This window comes from Streptomyces sp. NPDC026062 (genome assembly GCF_055568375.1).
Genome location: NZ_JBVHOQ010000058.1, coordinates 21,391 through 39,701, shown reverse-complemented (window position 1 = coordinate 39,701; position 18,311 = coordinate 21,391). Strand labels below are relative to the sequence as shown.

General features: G+C 71.4%; 5 protein-coding genes and 2 pseudogenes. 4 read left to right on the top strand and 3 right to left on the bottom strand.

Annotated elements, in window-relative coordinates; genetic code table 11:
- Window positions 1–370: 370 nt before the first annotated feature.
- Window positions 371–481 (bottom strand): annotated as a pseudogene (locus tag ACZ4LX_RS34390) (IS5/IS1182 family transposase); the annotation flags it as partial.
- Window positions 482–507: 26 nt separating this feature from the next.
- Here ACZ4LX_RS34390 and ACZ4LX_RS34385 point away from each other — a divergent pair.
- Window positions 508–1,194 (top strand): annotated as a pseudogene (locus tag ACZ4LX_RS34385) (aldo/keto reductase); the annotation flags it as partial.
- Window positions 1,195–1,396: 202 nt separating this feature from the next.
- Window positions 1,397–2,212: a TylF/MycF/NovP-related O-methyltransferase gene (locus ACZ4LX_RS34380; RefSeq protein ID WP_467651860.1), complete on the top strand. Its 816-nt coding sequence runs from the start codon at window positions 1,397–1,399 to the stop codon at window positions 2,210–2,212.
- A gap of 273 nt (window positions 2,213–2,485) precedes the next feature.
- Here ACZ4LX_RS34380 and ACZ4LX_RS34375 read toward each other — a convergent pair whose 3' ends face one another.
- Window positions 2,486–3,640, bottom strand: coding sequence for a DegT/DnrJ/EryC1/StrS family aminotransferase (locus ACZ4LX_RS34375; protein WP_467651858.1), 1,155 nt, complete (start codon window positions 3,638–3,640; stop codon window positions 2,486–2,488).
- A gap of 226 nt (window positions 3,641–3,866) precedes the next feature.
- On the opposite strand from ACZ4LX_RS34375, the gene ACZ4LX_RS34370 reads away from it, so the two are divergent.
- Both ACZ4LX_RS34370 and ACZ4LX_RS34365 read left to right on the top strand, forming a co-directional pair.
- Complete coding sequence (locus ACZ4LX_RS34370; protein WP_467651856.1) at window positions 3,867–4,667, top strand: class I SAM-dependent methyltransferase; 801 nt, start codon at window positions 3,867–3,869, stop codon at window positions 4,665–4,667.
- Between the two features lie 31 nt (window positions 4,668–4,698).
- Window positions 4,699–5,868, top strand: coding sequence for a nucleotide disphospho-sugar-binding domain-containing protein (locus tag ACZ4LX_RS34365; protein WP_467651854.1), 1,170 nt, complete (start codon window positions 4,699–4,701; stop codon window positions 5,866–5,868).
- A 540-nt stretch (window positions 5,869–6,408) separates the two neighbouring features.
- Here the strand turns inward: ACZ4LX_RS34365 and ACZ4LX_RS34360 are convergent.
- The gene (locus ACZ4LX_RS34360) at window positions 6,409–18,216 is read right to left on the bottom strand and encodes an SDR family NAD(P)-dependent oxidoreductase (protein ID WP_467651188.1); all 11,808 of its coding nucleotides are present in this window, start codon (window positions 18,214–18,216) and stop codon (window positions 6,409–6,411) included.
- Window positions 18,217–18,311: the final 95 nt, after the last annotated feature.

Genomic DNA, 18,311 nt, shown 5'->3' with positions numbered 1-18,311 from the left:
GGGCGGACGAACTCCCACTCGGCATCCGACAGTTCATGGCGACGTATCACCCGACCATGATCCACCACACAAGATCATTTGACGACAGAACCTAGTAGGCTGCTCAAGCGGCTCCCCGTACAGGCGTATTTCGGCTGTCTTTCGTATTCACCGCGTTCTGCGCCTCCCTCGGATGCGGCGACTGGACCGTGGACCAAGTCGATGCCGAGGCCACGGCCGAAGCCCGCAGCCTTGCAGCCAATCCCACGGTTCCCGCCGAACCCCAGGGGCCTTGATCCTTGATCTTGGATGCACGAGACACTGGATCCTGAGGATCTGAGAAGGTGTTTGGTGTAGAAGAAATGCCGCTTATGCCCTAATGAGTTCCTCGCTAGGTTGGTGTGGTCTCGTCCGTTATGTGCTTGGCTAGGTTGTCGATCGAGGCGATGTGGATCATGGCTTCGGAGCTGGCGGTGAGGGTCTCGTAGTAGCGGGCGAGGCGTTCGGGGGCCTTGGGTCAAGGCCCCATCGGGGCTGTCCCGCAAGGCGATCATCGAGCAGCTCGATGCGTCGCTGGACCGGCTCGGTACCGATCACATCGATCTCTACCAGATCCACCGGTTCGACCCCGAGACCCCGGTGGAAGAGACGATGGAGGCACTGCATGACGTCATCAGGGCGGGCAAGGTCCGGTATATCGGTGCGTCGTCGATGTGGGCCTGGCAGTTCGCGAAGCTGCAGCATGCCGCCGGGCTGAACGGGTGGACGAAGTTCGTCTCGATGTAGGACCAGTACAGTCTCCTGCAGCGTGAGGAGGAGCGGGAGATGTTCGGTCTGCTCGCCGACCAGGGGGTGGGCAGTCTGCCCTGGAGCCCGCTGGCCGCCGGGCTGCTGGCCCGTCCGTGGGGTGAGGGGTCGACGGCACGTGCCGGGACGAACCGGCCTACCGATCCGTACGGGCGTCCGCTGTATCTCGACAGTGACCGGCCCATCGTGGGTGCGGTGGAGGAGATCGCCCGATCGCGTGGTGTCTCGATGGCGCAGGTGGCCATGGCATGGGTGCTGAAGAACCCGGTCGTGGGTTCTCCTCTGGTGGGTGCCACCAGGCCGGACCATCTCGCCGACGCTGTTGCCGCGCTCGATATCCGGCTCACCGGTGAGGAGATCGCCTCGCTCGAGTCGCCGTATGTCCCGCGTCTGCCGACGCACTTCTGACCGGGGCTGTCCGGCGGGTCCGTGATGCCCTGTGACGGCCGGCCCGAGGGAATGGCGAATTGGGTACGGAAGAAGTGATGACGGCAATGGCCCGGCTCCGTACGGAGCCGGGCCATTGCCGTCATCACTTGTTTTAGGGGGAGTTCAGCTAGGGCTGGTGGGATGGGTGTGCCAAAGTGGGGCATGAGAAGGGGTGGCAATAGTGAACAAGGAAGCCAAGACGATCGAGAAGGCGGCGGGACCGGTTGCTTCGGATCTGCCGGATGCCTACCTCGGTCTGCTGAAGAAATGTCTCCTTCGGTTTCACGACGGCGCCGCTTTCCCCTACACGACCGACTCGGGAAGTGAAAGCGACGCGCGCCTCGCCTACTTGGGGGGCAAGGGGATCATGCCGAATGTCCAGGCGGACACCATGGTCAGTCAGGAGCGTCTGGACAACATCCAGGAGTGCACCGCCACGGTCATCAGAGAGGGAATTCCCGGTGACCTCATCGAGACCGGTGTGTGGCGCGGCGGCTCGTGCATCCTCATGCGTGCCGCTCTCACGGCGTACGGTGACAAGACCCGGAAGGTCTGGGTCGCCGACTCCTTCGACGGATTCCCGCCCCCGACCGACAAGTACCCCTCGGACCCATGGAAGGGCCGCAGCCAGGACATCATCGGCACGATGGGCGTTTCCCTCAAGGTCACCTTCGACGAGGTGAAGGCGAGGTTCGAACGGTACGGGCTGCTCGACGAGCGGGTGGAGTTCCTGACCGGATTCTTCGAGAACACGCTGCCGAGCGCACCGATCGAGAAACTGGCGGTCCTGCGCCTGGACGGCGACCTCTACCAGTCCACCTACGAGGCCCTCGAAATCCTTTACCCGAAGCTCTCGGTCGGCGGCTTCTGCATCATCGACGACTACTTCTACACGATGTGCAGCAAGGCCGTGGACGACTACCGCCGCGAGCACGGCATCGACGATCCCATCGAAGCGGTCGACTGGACCTGCGTCCAGTGGCGCAAGACGAAGTAGAAACGGCGCGTCAGCTCCCGCACGCACCCGCGCCCTCAGGGACACCGGCACGCACGGTCCCGCACGCACCTGCGTCCTCAGGGACACCGGTGTGTCCGGTCCTGTGCGTGCCGGTGGTCTGTCAGGGGCACCGGTGTGTCCGGTCCCGCACGCACCTGCGCCCTCAGGGGCATCTGTGTGTCCGCTCCCGTGCTCACCTGCGGCCTGTCGGGGACGTGGTCCTCAGGAGCACGTCCCCGACAGGCCTGCGTCACCGGCCGGGCGGGGAACCGGTCAGGCGCCGGCCGTGCCGCGTACCTCGACCGCCTTGATCACTTCCTGGGTGACCAGGTCGACTTCCTCGTCGAGCAGGTCCTGGTGGGCCGGCAGCAGCAGAGCCGTGTCCGACACGGTGTCCGTCACGGGCAGCACGGCGTCCGTACCGCCGTACCGCCGGACCCGGTGCAGGGGGTAGTAGCGCCAGGAGGTGTAGATGCCCCTGGCCAGAAGGTCCTCACTCACGCCGTCCCGGATGGCCCTGGTGTCGAACCGGACCCAGTAGAAGTAGTGGGTCGAGACGTGGCCCGGCGGAAGCGGCGGGGGGACACGGACACCCGGGACACCGGACAGCGCCCGGTCGTAGCGCTGGGCTATGGCGCGCCGCCGGTCGACGAACCCGGAGAGCCTGCCCAGCTGCACCTTGCCCATCGCCGCGGTCATGTCGTTGCCGACGAGCCGGCGCCCGATGTCCTCGATGTCGAAACTCCACCACAGGTGCGGCGACTTGGCGGCGGTGGTGAACGAACTGCGGTCCTCGAGCCCGTGGTACGCGAGCCGGCGCGCCCTGCGCGCGACCTCGGGATCCCGCACGTACAGCATGCCGCCGTCACCGGTGGTGATGACCTTGCGCGAGTCGAAGCTCCAGATACCGAAGTCGCCGAACGTGCCGCACATCCGGCCGTGCGCGCTCGAGGCGACCGAGACGGCCGCGTCCTCGATGAGCGCGATACCGCGTTCCGCGCACAGCGCGGCGATCTTCTCCACCTCGCCGGGGTAGCCGCCGTAGTGCAGAACCATCACCGCTTTGGTGCGCGGGGTGAGTACGGCGACGATGTCCTCGACCCGGGGGTTGAGGACATCGTCGCCGATGTCGCAGAACACCGGGCGGGCGCCGGCGTCGATGACGCAGTTGGCGTTGGCGATGAACCCGTTCGACGGGAGTACGACCTCGTCGCCCGGCCCGACGCCGGCCAGCTCCATGGTCAGGAAGAGCCCGGAAGTCGCCGAATTGAGGAAGAGGAGGCTGCCGGCCGGGACACCGAGGTGCTGGGCGAACTGCTCCTCGAATTCTTCTGTCTGTACCCCGGACCCAAGCCATTTGCTGTCGAAAACTGCACTGATTGCGGCGAGTTCCTCTGCGCCGACGCTGGGCTGGGTCACATTAATCATGTACGGGTCTCCCGATCATGCGGTCCGGTGGCCGGCGACGAGTTCTTGGCGTGTGCGCGGAAGGACTGGATCGCGCGCATGAGTAATTCAATTATTGTGCACCCGGCTAAATGCGGCCTAAACCTTTCCTGATGCCCGGGGTTTTAGGGGGGTTTCAGCCGGCGGCGGTAGATTGCGACTCCTCGGTGAGTCGGTATATCCGGTATTCAAGCACCTCGGAGGTAGCATGACCGGCAGCGGCAGTGCGATCGACAATGCTGTTTTCGATGAGCGTCTTGCCAATTTCCAGAAGTGGCAGGAAACCCCGTGGGGGCAGCTGCGGTATGCGGTCGTGGCGGCCAACTTGGACCGCCACCTGGATGACCGCCCGCTGCGCGTGCTGGACGTGGCGGGCGGCAACGGCCGCGAAGCGGTCCGGCTTGCCGCGCGTGGCCACCACGTCACCGTCCTGGACGTGGCGCCGGTGTCTTTGGACGGGGCCCGGGAACTCGCCGCCGAGCACGGCGTCACCGGCCTCATCGAGGTCCGTGAGGGTGATGCGCGCGACGTGGCGGACATCTTCGCCGGGCAGGAGTACGACCTGCTCCTGTGCCACAACCTCCTGCAGTACGTTCCCGACCGTGCTGCCGTGGTCAAGAGCATGGTGAAGTGCCTGAAGCCCGGCGGCCTGCTGTCCGTGGTCTGTCCCAACACCTACGCAGTGCCGCTGGAGGCCGCCGTCCGTGAGCTCGACCTCGCCACGGCCCGGGGTGCTGTTGATGCCCGGGTCAAGCCCAATGTGGTGTATGGCAAGGACGTGCCGGTCCTGACCGCGGAGGAGATCTCCGGCCATCTCGGCGACGCCGGTGTGGATGTCGTCGGCCATTACGGCGTGATGAGTGTCTGCAACCTCGTCGCGGACAACGAGATCAAGTACGACCCGGAGTTCTATGCCCGGCTGGAAGAGCTGGAGATCGCTCTGGCGGGCCGGATGCCGTATCCGCTGACCGCGCGAATGTTCCACCTGATGGGACGACGCACCATTTGACGGCATCCAGACAATTCTAAGGGGTTCTTTCATGCGGATTCTGTTCACCGCGGCCACTTTCCGATCGCATCTTTATCCGCTGGTTCCGTTGGCGTGGGCGCTTCGTGCGGCGGGGCATGATGTGCGGGTGGCGGTGCAGTCCTCTCTGGTCGGTGATGTGACGGCCGCCGGTCTGCCTGCCGTCGAGGTCGGCCGCGGGCCCGACTTCATGAGCGAGCTGAAGAAGTCCATCGACAGCGGACCGGCCGGTGCGGCGCCGAGTATCGAGCAGATCGTCGTTCCGCACATCCGGATCGCTGAGGCGGTCGTGGCCGATCTGGTCCCCTCCGCCCGGAACTGGCGGCCGGATCTGGTGGTGGCGGACCCCGCGGCCTTTGCCGCACCGGTCATCGCCAAGGCCGCCGGTGCCCCTTTGGTCCTGCATACCTGGGGGCCGATGCCCGATCAGCTGTGGGGCGACCTGACCTCCGAGCGTTCGGTGCGCGACAACTGGCCCAAGGATCTGGTGGCGTTCCTCGACAAGTGGGATGTGCGGCTGGGCCCCGAGTACGCCGCTCTCGTGGTGGACCCCTGCCCCGACGAGCTGCTCTCCGTGCGGATGGCGAAGCGGCAGGCGGCACGGTACGTGCCCTACAACGGCGCGGCTCTCACTCCGGGCTGGCTCGATGAGCCCAAACAGCGCCCGCGGGTGTGCATCACCTGGGGGACGACCAGCGAGTTCATGGGGCCGGAGGTGCTGAAGCCTCCGTTGCTGGCCATTGAGGCGCTGGCCGGTATGGACGTCGAGATCGTGGCGGCTCTCGGCAAGGCCGGCCGGGAACTCCTGGGCGAGTCGCGCGAGCATGTCCGCGTGGTCGACTGGATGCCGTTGTCGATGCTGATGCCGACCTGTGACGCGCTCATCAGCCAGGGCGGCCCCGGCACGGTCCTGGCCGCCGTCACGCACGGCGTGCCGCAGCTCGTGGTGCCGCAGATGAGTGCGCAGCCGCTCGGTGCCGAACTGCTGACGGCCAGTGGGGCCGGCATGACGCTCAGGCCCGATGAACTCACCGCGGGTTCCATAGCCGAGGTGGTCTCCGAACTCCTCGACGGGACGTCCGTCGGGCCCGCCGCCCGGGCACTGGCCGACCGGAACGCCGCCCGGCCCGACCCGACCCGGATCGTCCCCGTGCTGGAGGCATTGGCGGACGCCGGCCGATAGAACCGGCCACATGCACAGACACCGGCGTGGGCTGCGGACATCCCCTTCTTTCAGGGACGTCCGCAGCCCACGCCGGTCTGGCATGCCCGCAGGAGCCAGGAGCCAGGAGCCAGGAGCCAGGAGCCAGGAGCCAGGAGCCGCGACGCCGGGGCCGTGAGGCCGCGACGCCAGGAGCCGGGAGGCCTGGGGCCGGGAGCAGCGAGGCTGCGACGCCGGAGCCGGGATCCGGTAGGCCGCAAGCCCGGAAGGCCGTGAGCGAGGCCGCGACGTCTGGGGCCGCGAGGCCGGGGGCCCATAGGTCTGGGGGGCCGGGGCCTGTCAGCCACAAGGCCGCATGGCCGTGACGCCGGGGCACCGCGAGCCCGCGAGCCCGCAAGGCCGGGGCACCGCGACGCCGGGAGGGGGCCGTGAGGCCGGGGGCCGGGGACGGTTCCCGCCCGCCACCGCAACGCCACCCGGCCGCCCACATGATCCGAGACCCGTGGACGGCCGGACGGCAGCACCCGGTACGCGAGCCGCTGCCCGCCTACCACCGGTTCACTACGCCTGCCGGAACTGCCGGTCGATCAGCTCCATCAGCTCGTCGGCCGAGGCGTTCTCCACCTCCGAGCTGTCCACGACGGCCTCCGCCATCGCGCCCGCCCGTCCCGTCAGCTCCCGCAACCGGTGCTCGACCAGCCGGCGGACGGCATCGGGCGAAAGCGCCGTCATGGCCTCCTCCAGCCGGTCCAGGCACTGGAGAGCGACATCGCCGGGCGACGGCTCGGGCGGAGCGAGCCGGTCCAGCACGTACTCGGCGAGTGCCCGTACCGTCGGATAGTCGAAGACCACCGTCGCGGGCAGCCGTAGCGCCGTCGCTCCGCCGAGCCGGTTACGCAGCTCCACCGCGGTCAGGGAATCGAAGCCCAGGTCCTGGAAGGCCCGGTCGGCGGAGATCTCCGCCGGTGACCCGTGCCCCAGGACCGCGGCGATATGGCCGCGTACCAGCTCGCCCACGATCGTCTGTTGTTCTTCATGGCTGCGGCCCGCCAGCCGCTCGGTGACCGGTTCGCCCCCGTCACCGACCCGGCGCGGCACGACCCGGACCAGGCCACGCAGCACAGGCGCCAGCGCGTCGGCCCCGGCCTGCGCCCGCAGATGCCGCATGTCGAGTTCGGTGAGGACCGGAGCGGCCAGACCGGCACCCAGCGCACCGTCGAAACGCGCGAGCGCATCGGCGGTGGACAGCGGGACCAGACCCCGCCGGGCAGCCACGCCCCGGCCGTTGCGGGCAGATCCCCGGGTCAGCGCACTGCTCTGTTCCCATGGCCCCCACGCCATGGACACACCGGGCAGCCCCTGGGCACGCCGGTGCGCGGCGAGTGCGTCGAGGAAGGCGTTGGCCGCGGCGTAGTTGGCCTGGCCCGGCGCGCCCAGGACACCCGCGGCGGAGGAGAACAGCACGAACGCCGTGAGACCGGCCCCCTCGGTGAGCTCGTGGAGGTTCCAGGCCGCGTCCGCTTTGGGCCGCAGAACGGTCCTGAGCTGTTCGGGCGTCAGATTCGACACCGTCGCATCGTCCAGCGTCCCGGCCGCGTGGACGACCGCCGTCAGGGGATGCCCGTCGGGGACCGTGGCGAGTACCCGGGCGAGCTCGTCGCGGTCACCGGTGTCGCAGGCCTCGACGCAGACCCTCGCGCCGAGCTCCGCCAGCTCGGCCACCAGTTCCGGCGCGCCGTCGGCCGCGATCCCGGTCCGGCTGACCAGCAGCAGACGTGTGACCTGGTGGGAGGCGACCAGGTGCCGGGCGACCAGAGCGCCCAGCGTGCCGGTGCCACCGGTGATCAGCACGGTGCCGTCAGCCCGGAACGGCACCGGGAGCTCTGTCACCGGACGCCGTGCCAGGCGGGGCACGTACACCTTCCCGGCCCGGACGGCGGCCTGCGGTTCGCCGAGCGCTATCGCCGAGCAGAGCAGGTCCTCGGTGACCGGGCCGTCGGTGTCCAGGAGCTGGAACCGGAACGGGTTCTCCGACTGGGCACTGCGTACCAGACCCCAGACCGCCGCGGCCGCGAGGTCCGGTACGTCCTCCCCGTCGGCGATGGGGACCGCGCCGCGGGAGACCAGGACGAGGACCGACGAGGCGAACATCTCGTCGGCGAGCCATTCCTGCACCCGCTCCAGAGCACGGGGAGTCTCCTCGTTCACCCCCGCGGAACCGGCGCCCGCGCCCCCGCCCGTGCAGGCCGCCACGACAACCTGCGGTACCGGGGCCCCGCCGGCGACCGCCGCGCGAAGCGCCTCCATTGTGGGATACCGCCCGGCACGACCGGCAGCGGCCTCGGTGTCGCCGACGAAGGCCAGTGTCGGGACCTGGGCCGGGGCCGGCCGGGCCTCGGCCCACTCCTGGGCCAGCACGGACACGCGGCTTGCGCCGGCGCCCAGACGCGCCGGGTCGGCCGGCCGCAGCCGCAGCGACTCGATACGCGCGACGGGCCGGCCCGCACCGTCGGCCAGGTCCACCGCCACAGCGCTGCCCGCGGGCCTGAGCCGGGCCCGCAGCGTACGGCCCGCGGCCGCCGCCGGGAACGTGATCCCCGTCCACGAGAACGGCAGCAGCACACCCGCCGCCGGCTCGTCGCCCTGCGGCTGCCTGGCCATCAAGGCGTGCAGAGCGGCATCCAGCAGCGCCGGGTGGATACCGAATCCCTCGGTGCCGATGTCCTCGGGAAGCGTCACCTCGGCATAGACGTCACCGTCGTGCACCCACGCGGCCCGCAACCCCTGGAACACCGGCCCGTACACCTGCCCGTTGGCGGTGAACCGGTCGTAGACGAGGTCCACGTCGGCCGGCTCGGCCCCGGCGGGCGGCCAGGCACCCAGATCCTCCACCCCCTTCGCGGGGCCGGCGGCCAGCGTACCGGTGGCACTCTGTGTCCACGCGGCGTCTTCATCGAGGTCCGGACACGCATGCACCGCCAGGGGGCGGGCCCCGCTCGCCTCGGGTGCTCCCACGACGACCTGGATCCGGACACCGCCGCTCTTGGGCAGCACCAGGGGAGCGAGCAGGGTGAGCTCTTCCACCCCGGCGCAGCCCACCTGCCGCGCCGCGTGCAGCGCGAGTTCGACGAACGCGGTCCCCGGTACCAGCACGACGTCGTTGACCTGGTGGTCGGCGAGCCAGGGGTGGGTCCGCAGGGAGATGAGGCCGCTGAAGACGTGCCGGTCGTCGCCGGCCACCGACAGCGCGGCCGTCACCAGGGGGTGACCCGTCTCGCTCAGCCCGGCCGCCCGCGCACCGCCCGTCGCCGCCGACGTCCGCAGCCAGTACGGGGCACGCCGGAACGCGTAGGTCGGCAGGTCCACCCGCCCGGTTCTCGGGGTGAGTACCCGCGCCCAGTCCACGGGGGCCCCCTGGACGTGGGCCTCGGCGAAGGCGGCCAGCAGCGCCCGGGTATCTCCCTCGTCGCGCCGCAGGGTGCCCAGCGCCGCCGCCCGGACCCCGGCCTGTTCCAGGCTCTGGCGCACCCCCACGGTCAGCACGGGGTGCGGGGCGGCTTCGACGAACACGCGGTGACCCGCGCCGAGCAGCGCCTGGGTGGTCTTGGCGAACTGGACGCTCTCGCGCAGGTTGCGGTACCAGTACGCGGAATCCAGCCCGGTTGTGTCCATGACCTCACCGGTGACGCAGGAGTAGAACGGCACAGTGCCCTGGCGGGGACGGACGGGGGCGAGCGCCTCCAGGAGTTCCTCGCGCAGCGCCTCGATGTGCGGGGTGTGCGAGGCGTAGTCGACCGGGATGATCCGGGCACGGACCCCCTCGGCGGCACAATCGGCGACGAACGCGTGGACGGCGCCGGTGTCACCCGCCACGACGGAGCTGTCCGGCCCGTTGACCGCCGCGAGATGCACGGCGCTCGCCCCGGCGAGCCGGGCGGCGACCTGGACCTCGGGCAGCGGCACCGAGGCCATGGCACCCGTTCCGGCCAGCTTGGTGATGATCCTGCTGCGCACTGCCACCACCAGCGCGGCGTCCTCGAGCGAGAGCGCCCCCGCCGCGTACGCGGCGGCGATCTCTCCCTGGGAGTGACCGGCGACCGCGTCCGGGACCAGGCCCGCCGACTTCCAGAGCTCGGCCAGCGAGGTCATCACGGCGAACAGCGCGGGCTGCACGACGTCCACCCGCTCCAGGGACGGTGCGCCAGGAACGCCGCGCAGCACGTCCAGCAGCGACCAGCCGGTGTGCTTGTCGAGGGCCTCGGCGCAGGCACGCAGGTGCTCGGCGAAGACCGGCGACTCCTCCAGCAGGCCGAGCGCCATGCCTCTCCACTGCGAACCCTGCCCCGGGAACACCAGGACGGTCTTGCCCGGTGTCGCCGGGGCCACCCCCTGAACCACCGCGGGATGCGGCTCGCCCTGGGCGATGGCGTTCAGCGCGGCACGCAGCTCATCGTGGTCACGGCCCAGGATGACGGCGCGGTGGTCGAACGCCGTTCGTGTCGTTGCGAGTGCCCAGGCCACGTCGCCCGGGTCGCCGGCCGCCGCGGCGTGTTCCGCGAGCCGTGCCGCCTGGGCCCGCAGCGCGGCCGGGGACCGGCCCGAGACGAGCCAGGGCACGACAGGCCCCCCGTCCCCGGCCGGCCGGCCGGCCGCGAGGACCGCCAATGTCCCGGTGACCGGAGCGGGCGCCGGGGCCGGGCCGGGCGAGGGCGGCTGCTCGAGGATGATGTGGGCGTTGGTGCCGCTGATACCGAACGCCGAGACACCGGCCCGTCGTCGGCGGCCGGTCTCGGGCCACTGCACCGTCTCGGTCAGCACCGCGACACCGCCGCCCTCCCACTCGACGTGCGGGGTGGGAGTGTGGGCGTGCAGGATCCTCGGCAGCCGCCCGTGCCCGATCGCCTGCACCATCTTGATCAGGCTCGCCACCCCCGATGCCTGCTGGGTGTGGCCGATGTTCGACTTGAGTGAGCCGATCCACAGCGGCCGGCCGTCGGGCCGGTCCTGGCCGTAGGCGGCGATGAGGGCCTGGGCCTCGATGGGATCGCCGAGTGTGGTGCCGGTGCCGTGCGCCTCGACGGCGTCGATGTCCTGCGCTGCGAGCCCGGCGTTGTTCAGGGCCTGCTGGATGACCCGCTGCTGGGAGGGGCCGTTGGGCGCGGTGATGCCGTTGCTGGTGCCGTCGGAGTTGACGGCGCTGCCGCGGACCACGGCCAGGACCTGGTGGCCGTTGCGCCGCGCGTCCGACAACCGCTCCACCAGCAGCAGCCCGACACCCTCGGAGAAGACCGTCCCGTCGGCGGCGGCGTCGAACGGCTTGCACCGGCCGTCGGGGGCCAGCCCGCGCTGGCGGCTGAACCCGACGAAGACGCTCGGGGTCGGCATCACCGTGACACCGCCGGCCAGCGCGAGGTCGCAGTCGCCGTCGCGGAGCGCCTGCGCCGCCAGGTGCAGGGACACCAGCGAGGACGAACACGCGGTGTCGATCGTGACGGCCGGCCCCTCCAGACCCAGGGCGTAGGCGATCCGCCCGGACGCCACACTGCTCGCCGCACCCGTCAGCAGGTACCCCTCGACAGCCTCCGAGGTCCGCGAGGGCCCGCCGGGATAGCCGTAGGCGGTCATGCCGACGAACACGCCGGTACGGCTGCCGCGCAGCGACGCGGGCGGAATCCCGGCGCGTTCCAGGGCCTCCCAGGAGGTTTCGAGGAGCACGCGCTGTTGCGGGTCGGTGCCCAGCGACTCACGCGGGCTCATGCCGAAGAACTCGGCGTCGAAGTGCCCGGCCTCGTCGAGGAACCCGCCCCGGTCCGCGTAGGAGGTCCCGGGGTGGTCGGGGTCCGGGTCGAAGAGATGGTCCAGGTCCCAGCCGCGGTCGTCCGGGAAGCCGGACACGGTCTCGCGCCCGAGGTCGGCGACGTCCCAGAGGTCTTCGGGGGTACGCACGCCGCCGGGGAAACGGCATGCCATCGAGACGATCACGATCGGATCATCACCGCCGCCGCTGTTGCCGGTCCGTGTCCGGGCCGGGGCGTCGCGGATCTGCCCGCTCAGCTGTTCCTGCAGGTAATCGGCCAGCGAGACCGCGTTGGGGTGATCGAAGATCAGGGTCGCGGGCAGACGCATACCGGTCGCGGCATTGAGCCGGTTACGGAGCTCGACGGCGGTGAGCGAGTCGAAGCCGATCTCCTGGAACGGCCGCCGGGGATCGATCGTCTCCGGTGACGGATGGCTCAGCACCACGCCGATGTCGTTGCGGACGGTGTCCAGCAGGAAACTCCGCTGCTCGGCCTTCGAGCGCCCGGCCAGCTCCCGCTGGAGCGAGCCCTGGAGACCCGGCCGCCCGCCCGCCTGCCGGCGCGAAGCGCGCAGGAAGCCGCGCAGGACGGCCGGCGCCGCACGCACCTCGGCCGCCGCCCGGATCGCCGCGAGGTTCAGACCCGCGGGGACCAGATCGGGCCGCCCGCCGGCGAGGCCGGCATCGAAGAGGGCGAGCGCCTGGGCGTCGGACATGGTGGTCAGCACATCGTGCGCCACGGCGTGGCGCTTGTCCTCGAAAAGCTCGGCGGTGATCCCGCTGGCCTGCTGCCACAGCCCCCAGGCCAGCGAGACCGCCGGCAGACCGAGCGTGTGCCGGTGCGCGGCCAGCGCGTCCAGGAACGCGTTGCCGGCCGCGTAGTTGGCCTGCCCCGGATTGCCGAGGGTGCCCGCGAGCGAGGAGAAGAGCACGAACGCGCTGAGATCGAGGTCCTTGGTCAGTTCATGGAGATTCCACGCCGCGTCGGCCTTCGGCCGCAGGACGGGGTCCAGCTGCCCGGCCTCCAGCGCGGTGACGGACGCGTCGTCGGTGACGCCCGCCGAGTGCACCACGGCGGTCAGCGGGTGCTCCGGCGGGACCGAGTCCAGCAGACGCCGCAGATCGCCGCGGTCGGACACGTCGCAGGCACGCACGACGGCCTCGGCACCGAGCCCGGCCAGCTCGGCCTGCAGACCGGCCGCGCCCTCGGCGTCGGGCCCGCGACGGCTGACCAGCAGCAGCCGCCTCACACCGTGCTCGGTGACCAGGTGCCGGGCAACGGCCGCCCCCAGGGTGCCGGTTCCGCCCGTCACCAGGACACTGCCCCCGGCGGCGAGCGGACGCGGCATCGTCAGGACGAGCTTGCCGGTGTGACGGGCCTGGCTCATCAGCCGGAACGCCTGGGGCGCCTGCCGCGCGTCGAAGGCCGCCACCGGCAGAGGACGCAGCGCACCCTCCTCGAACATCGCGCTCAGCTCCGCCAGCATGCCCGCGACGTGATCGGGGCCCGCCTCGACCGTCTCGAACGCCCGGTAGACGACACCGGGATGCCGCTCCAGCACCTCGGCCGGGTCGCGCACGTCGCTCTTGCCCATCTCCAGGAAGTGCCCGCCCCGGGGCAGGAGCCGCAGCGAAGCGTCCACGAACGCGTCGGCCAGGGAATCGAGAACGACGTCCATGCCCTCACCACCGGTGGACGCCAGGAACTTCTCCTCGAACCCGAGAGTCCGCGAGTCCGCGATGTGCTCATGGTCGAAGCCCATCATGCGCAGCGTGTCCCACTTCGGGGCGCTGGCACTCGCGTAGACCTCCGCACCCCAGTGCCGCGCCAGCTGGACGGCGGCCATACCGACACCGCCGGTCGCCGCGTGCACCAGCAGCCGCTGCCCGGACCGCAGCCCGGTCAGATCGTGCAGCGCGTAGTAGGCGGTGAGGAACGCCACCGGAGCCGACGCCGCCTCCACGAACGTCCAGCCCCGCGGCACCCGGGCCAGCGCCCGCCGGTCGGCGATCGCGACCGGGCCGACCGCTCCCTCGGGGAACAGCCCCATGACCGCGTCACCGGGCCGGAGACCGGTGACGCCCGGACCGGTCTCGGTGACGACACCGGCGGCCTCGCTGCCGATGAACGCCTCGCCCGGATACAGGCCCAGAGTCAGGAGCACATCACGGAAGTTGACCCCCGCCGCCCGGACCGCGACCCGGACCTCCCCGCTCTCCAGCGCCCGGCCGGCGGTGCCGGGTTCCAGGACGAGGTTCTCGACCGTGCCCGGCTCGGCGGCCGCCAGCCGCCACGCCGCGGCGTTCCGGGGCGGTGCCAGCAGCCCGTCGGTGTCGGCGTGGACGAGCCGCGCCGTGTGCGCCTCACCGTCCCGCAGAGCCAGCTGCGGCTCACCGGACGCGAGAGCTTCCCGCAGCGCACGCACAGAGCTCTCGCGGCCGTCGAGATCCACGAGATGAAAACGGTCCGGGTGCTCCAGCTGCGCCACCCGCACGAACCCCCACGCCGGCGAGGCGGCCAGCCCGGGAACGTGTTCACCGGCGCGGACGGCGACCGCCCGCTCGGTCACGACGACCAGGCGGCTGCTCTCGAACCGTTCGTCGGCCAGCCACTGCTGGACCAGTGCGTGCACCCAGTGCGTCGTCGCACGGGCACCATCGGCCGGGCTTCCGTTGTGACCGGGGACGAACGCCAGCACGACCGCCGGGAACGCCGCCCCGCCGCCGGCCCGCGCGCACAGCGCACCGAGATCCTCCACGGCACGGACGTCACCGCCGATCCAGTCGCGCAGGCCGGCGGGAAGATCTCCGAGCACGGCCCAGCCCGCCCGCCCGCCGGCCTCCCCGCCCAGGACGGCCGGCTGCCAGGACAGACGGTAGAGCGAGTCGCGCCGTACCGCGGCCTTGGAGGCCTGCTGGGCGGGGAGCGCCCGGACGGTGAGCGCCTCGACCGTCGCCACCGGCTCTCCGCCGGCGTCCATGAGCGACATGCTGACGGTGTCGGCTCCGGCCAGACGGACCCGGACCCGCACCGCGGCGGCACCGACGGCGTGCACGGCCACACCACGCCACGCGAACGGCAGCCTGGTCAGCCCGTCGTGGTCGTCGCCCGCCAGCGCGGTGACGTGCAGCGCGGCATCCAGCAGCGCCGGGTGCAGCGCGAAGCCCCCGGTGTCGACACCCTCGGGAAGCTCGACCTCCGCGTACAGGTCATCGCCCCGGCGCCAGGCGGCACGCAGCCCCAGGAACGCGGAACTGTACGCGAGCCCGATGTCCCTCATGCGCGCGTACGACTCGGCCGCCTCGAGCGGTGCCGCTCCGGCCGGCGGCCAGGCCCCGACGGGCTCGTCCGCCACGACCGGCCGCGGGCTCACGACGCCGGTCGCGTGTGCCGTCCACGGGATCCCGTCGCCGTCCGCCTCGTCGCCCTGCACCCGGGAGTGGATGCCGATGGACCGCTCGCCGTCCGGGCCCGCCGCACCGACGATCACCTGGACCTGTACCGCTTCCCGGTCCGGCAGCGGCAGCGGCGCCTGCAGCGTCAGCTCCGCGACCTGGGCGCAGCCGACGCGGTGGGCGGCGTGGAGGGCGAGCTCGGCGAACGCGGTGGCCGGCACGATCACCGTGTCGTGCACGACGTGACCGGCGAGCCAGCCGTGGGTCCGCAGCGAGAGCCGCCCGGAGAACAGATGGCCGCCACCGTCGGCCAGCACCGTCTCGGCGGCCAGCAGAGGGTGGCCGGCCGGCCCCAGGCCCGCCGAACGGACGTCCCCGAACGGCTCGACGCTGTCGGGCCAGTACCGCTCCCCGGCGAACGGGTAGGTCGGCAGGTCCAGACGTGCCGCCGCCCCGGGAACGATCCGCGCCCAGTCCGGCGCCCCGCCGTTGACGTGGGCCTCGGCCAGGGACGTGAGCAGCCGGGCCCGGTCCCCGTGGTCGCGGCGCAGTGTGCCCTGCGCGTGGGCCGACACCCCGCAGTCCTCGATGGTCTCCTGGACCGGGACGGTGAGCACCGGATGCGGGCTGACCTCGATGAACAGGGTGTGGCCGTCGGCGAGCAGCGCGCGCGTGGTCTCCTCGAACCTGACCCGGCTGCGCAGGTTGGTGTACCAGTACGCGGCGTCGAGCGCCTCGGTGCCCATGGGCGCGGCGGTGACGGTGGAGTAGAACGGAATGTCTGCCGGTCGCGCGACGATTCCCGCCAGGTCCGCCGCGAGCTGTTCCCGGACGGTCTCGACGTGCGGTGTGTGCGAGGCGTAGTCCACCGGGATCATCCGGGCCGGCACGCCGCGCTCCTGGCAGGAATCGACGAGCTCCCGCAGTTCCCCGGGCGCTCCCGCGACCACGGTGGAGCCCGGCGCGTTCACCGCGGCAATGCTCAGGCCCTCCCGGGCCGGTACGTCCAGGAGCACCGCGACATCGGAGGCGGGCAGCGGCACGGAGGCCATGCCGCCGCTTCCGGCGAGGCCGAGCAGGGCCTTGCTGCGCAGGGCCACGATCCTGGCGGCGTCCTCCAGGTTCAGCGCTCCGGCGAGATGGGCGGCCGCGATCTCCCCCTGGGAGTGGCCGGCCACCGCGTCCGGCCGGACGCCCGCCGCCTGCCACACCCGGGCGAGGGAGACCATGACCGCGAACAGCGCGGGCTGCACGACGTCCACCCGCTCCAACGACGGTGCCCCCGGCCTGCCGTGCAGCACATCGGTCAAGGACCAGTCGGTGTACGGCGCGAGCGCTTCGGCGCAGGCATGCACGTGCTCACGGAAGACCTCGGAGGTCTCCAGCAGGCCGACGGCCATCCGCTCCCACTGGGAACCCTGCCCGGGGAACACGAAGACCGTCCGGGCGGCGGTGCCCCGGCCCCGCACGACGTTGCGTGCCGCCGTGCCGTCCGCCAGGGACCGCAGCCCGTCCAGGAACTCCTCACGCGTGCCGGCGACGACGGCCGCACGGTGCTCGTGGTGATCGCGTTCATGAGCCAGCGCGTGGCCGATGTCGAACAGCCCGGCAGCCGGGTGGTCCACGGCGAAGTCCAGCAGCCGCTGTGCCTGGCCGGCCAGGGCCGCCCCGCTCCTGGCGGAGACCAGCCACGGCAGCGCACCCCCCGACACCACCGCCGGCTCGGGGCCGACCGGTTCTCCGGACGGACCCGCCGCACGCGGCGGAGCGGCTTCCAGGATGACGTGCGCGTTGGTGCCGCCCACTCCGAACGACGACACGGCCGCGCGACGCGGACGGCCGGTCTCGGGCCACGGACGCGAGGACGTGAGCAGCTCGACATGGCCCAAGTCCCAGTTCACCTGGGGCGTCGGGGCATCCACATGCAGCGTCCGCGGGAGCAGCCCGTGACGCAGGGCCAGCACCATCTTGATGACACCGGCCACACCCGCCGCGCCCTGCGGGTGGTTGATGTTGGACTTCACCGAGCCCAGCCACAGCGGCCGGTCGGCGGGCCGGTCCTGCCCGTAGGTGGCCAGGAGCGCGTGCGCCTCGATCGGGTCACCCAGACCGGTGCCGGTCCCGTGCGCCTCGACCGCGTCGACGTCGCCGTACGTCAGGCGGGCATCGGCCAGTGCCTGCTCGATGACACGCCGCTGGGAGGGGCCGTTGGGCGCGGTCAGGCCGTTGCTGGCGCCGTCGGAGTTGACCGCCGACCCGCGCAGGACGGCGAGGACCCGGTCGCCGTCGCGCTGCGCGTCCGACAGCCGCCGGAGCATGAGCAGACCGACGCCCTCGCCCCAGCCGATCCCGTCGGCGGCGGCGGCGAACGGCTTGCTCCGTCCGTCGGGGGCCAGCCCCCGCTGCCTGCTGAACTCGGTGAACCAGGCGGTGGTCGCCATGATGGTGACGCCGCCCGTCAGAGCCCGCTCGCATTCGCCGTTGCGCAGCGCCTTGATCGCCAGATGGAGGGCGACCATCGATGACGAGCAGGCGGTGTCCACGGTCAGCGCCGGGCCCTCGAGTCCGAAGGCGTACGCGATGCGGCCGGACATGATGCTGGCCTGCGTGCCCGTCAGGATGTAGCCCTCGACCTGCTCCTTGGTGGGCAGCAGGCTCATGTTGTAGGTCTGGCCGACGCTGCCGATGAACACCCCGGTACGGGTGCCGCGCAGCGAGGACGGCGCAAGACCCGCCCGCTCGAACGTCTCCCAGGCGACTTCGAGGATCTGCCGCTGCTGCGGGTCCATCGCCAGCGCCTCGCGCGGGCTGATCCCGAAGAAGTCCGCGTCGAACCGGGCGGCGTCGGAGACGAACGAGCCCTCGCGGGTGTAGGTCTTGCCCGGGGCGTCGGGGTCCGGGTCGTAGATGTCCTCGATGTCCCAGCCCCGGTCGGCCGGGACGCCTGTGACGGCGTCCTTCTCGGCCACCAGCAGATCCCACAGCTCCTCGGGGGAGGAGATGCCGCCGGGGAACCGGCAGCCCATGGACACCACCGCGATCGGCTCGCGTTCCCGGTCCTCGGCCTCCTGCAGACGCCGGCGGGTCTGGCGGAGATTGGCCATCGTCCGCTTCAGGTAGTCGCGCAGCCGCTCCTCGTTCGCCGCCGGACCGAGCTCAACCGAGTCGGGGCTCATCGGGCTACCTCCCTGTAATTCCTCAGCGTGTGATGCCGCAATGCGAATTCGGTTCGCGCGTGCCGGTGACACAGGACACGGCCCAAAATATTCGC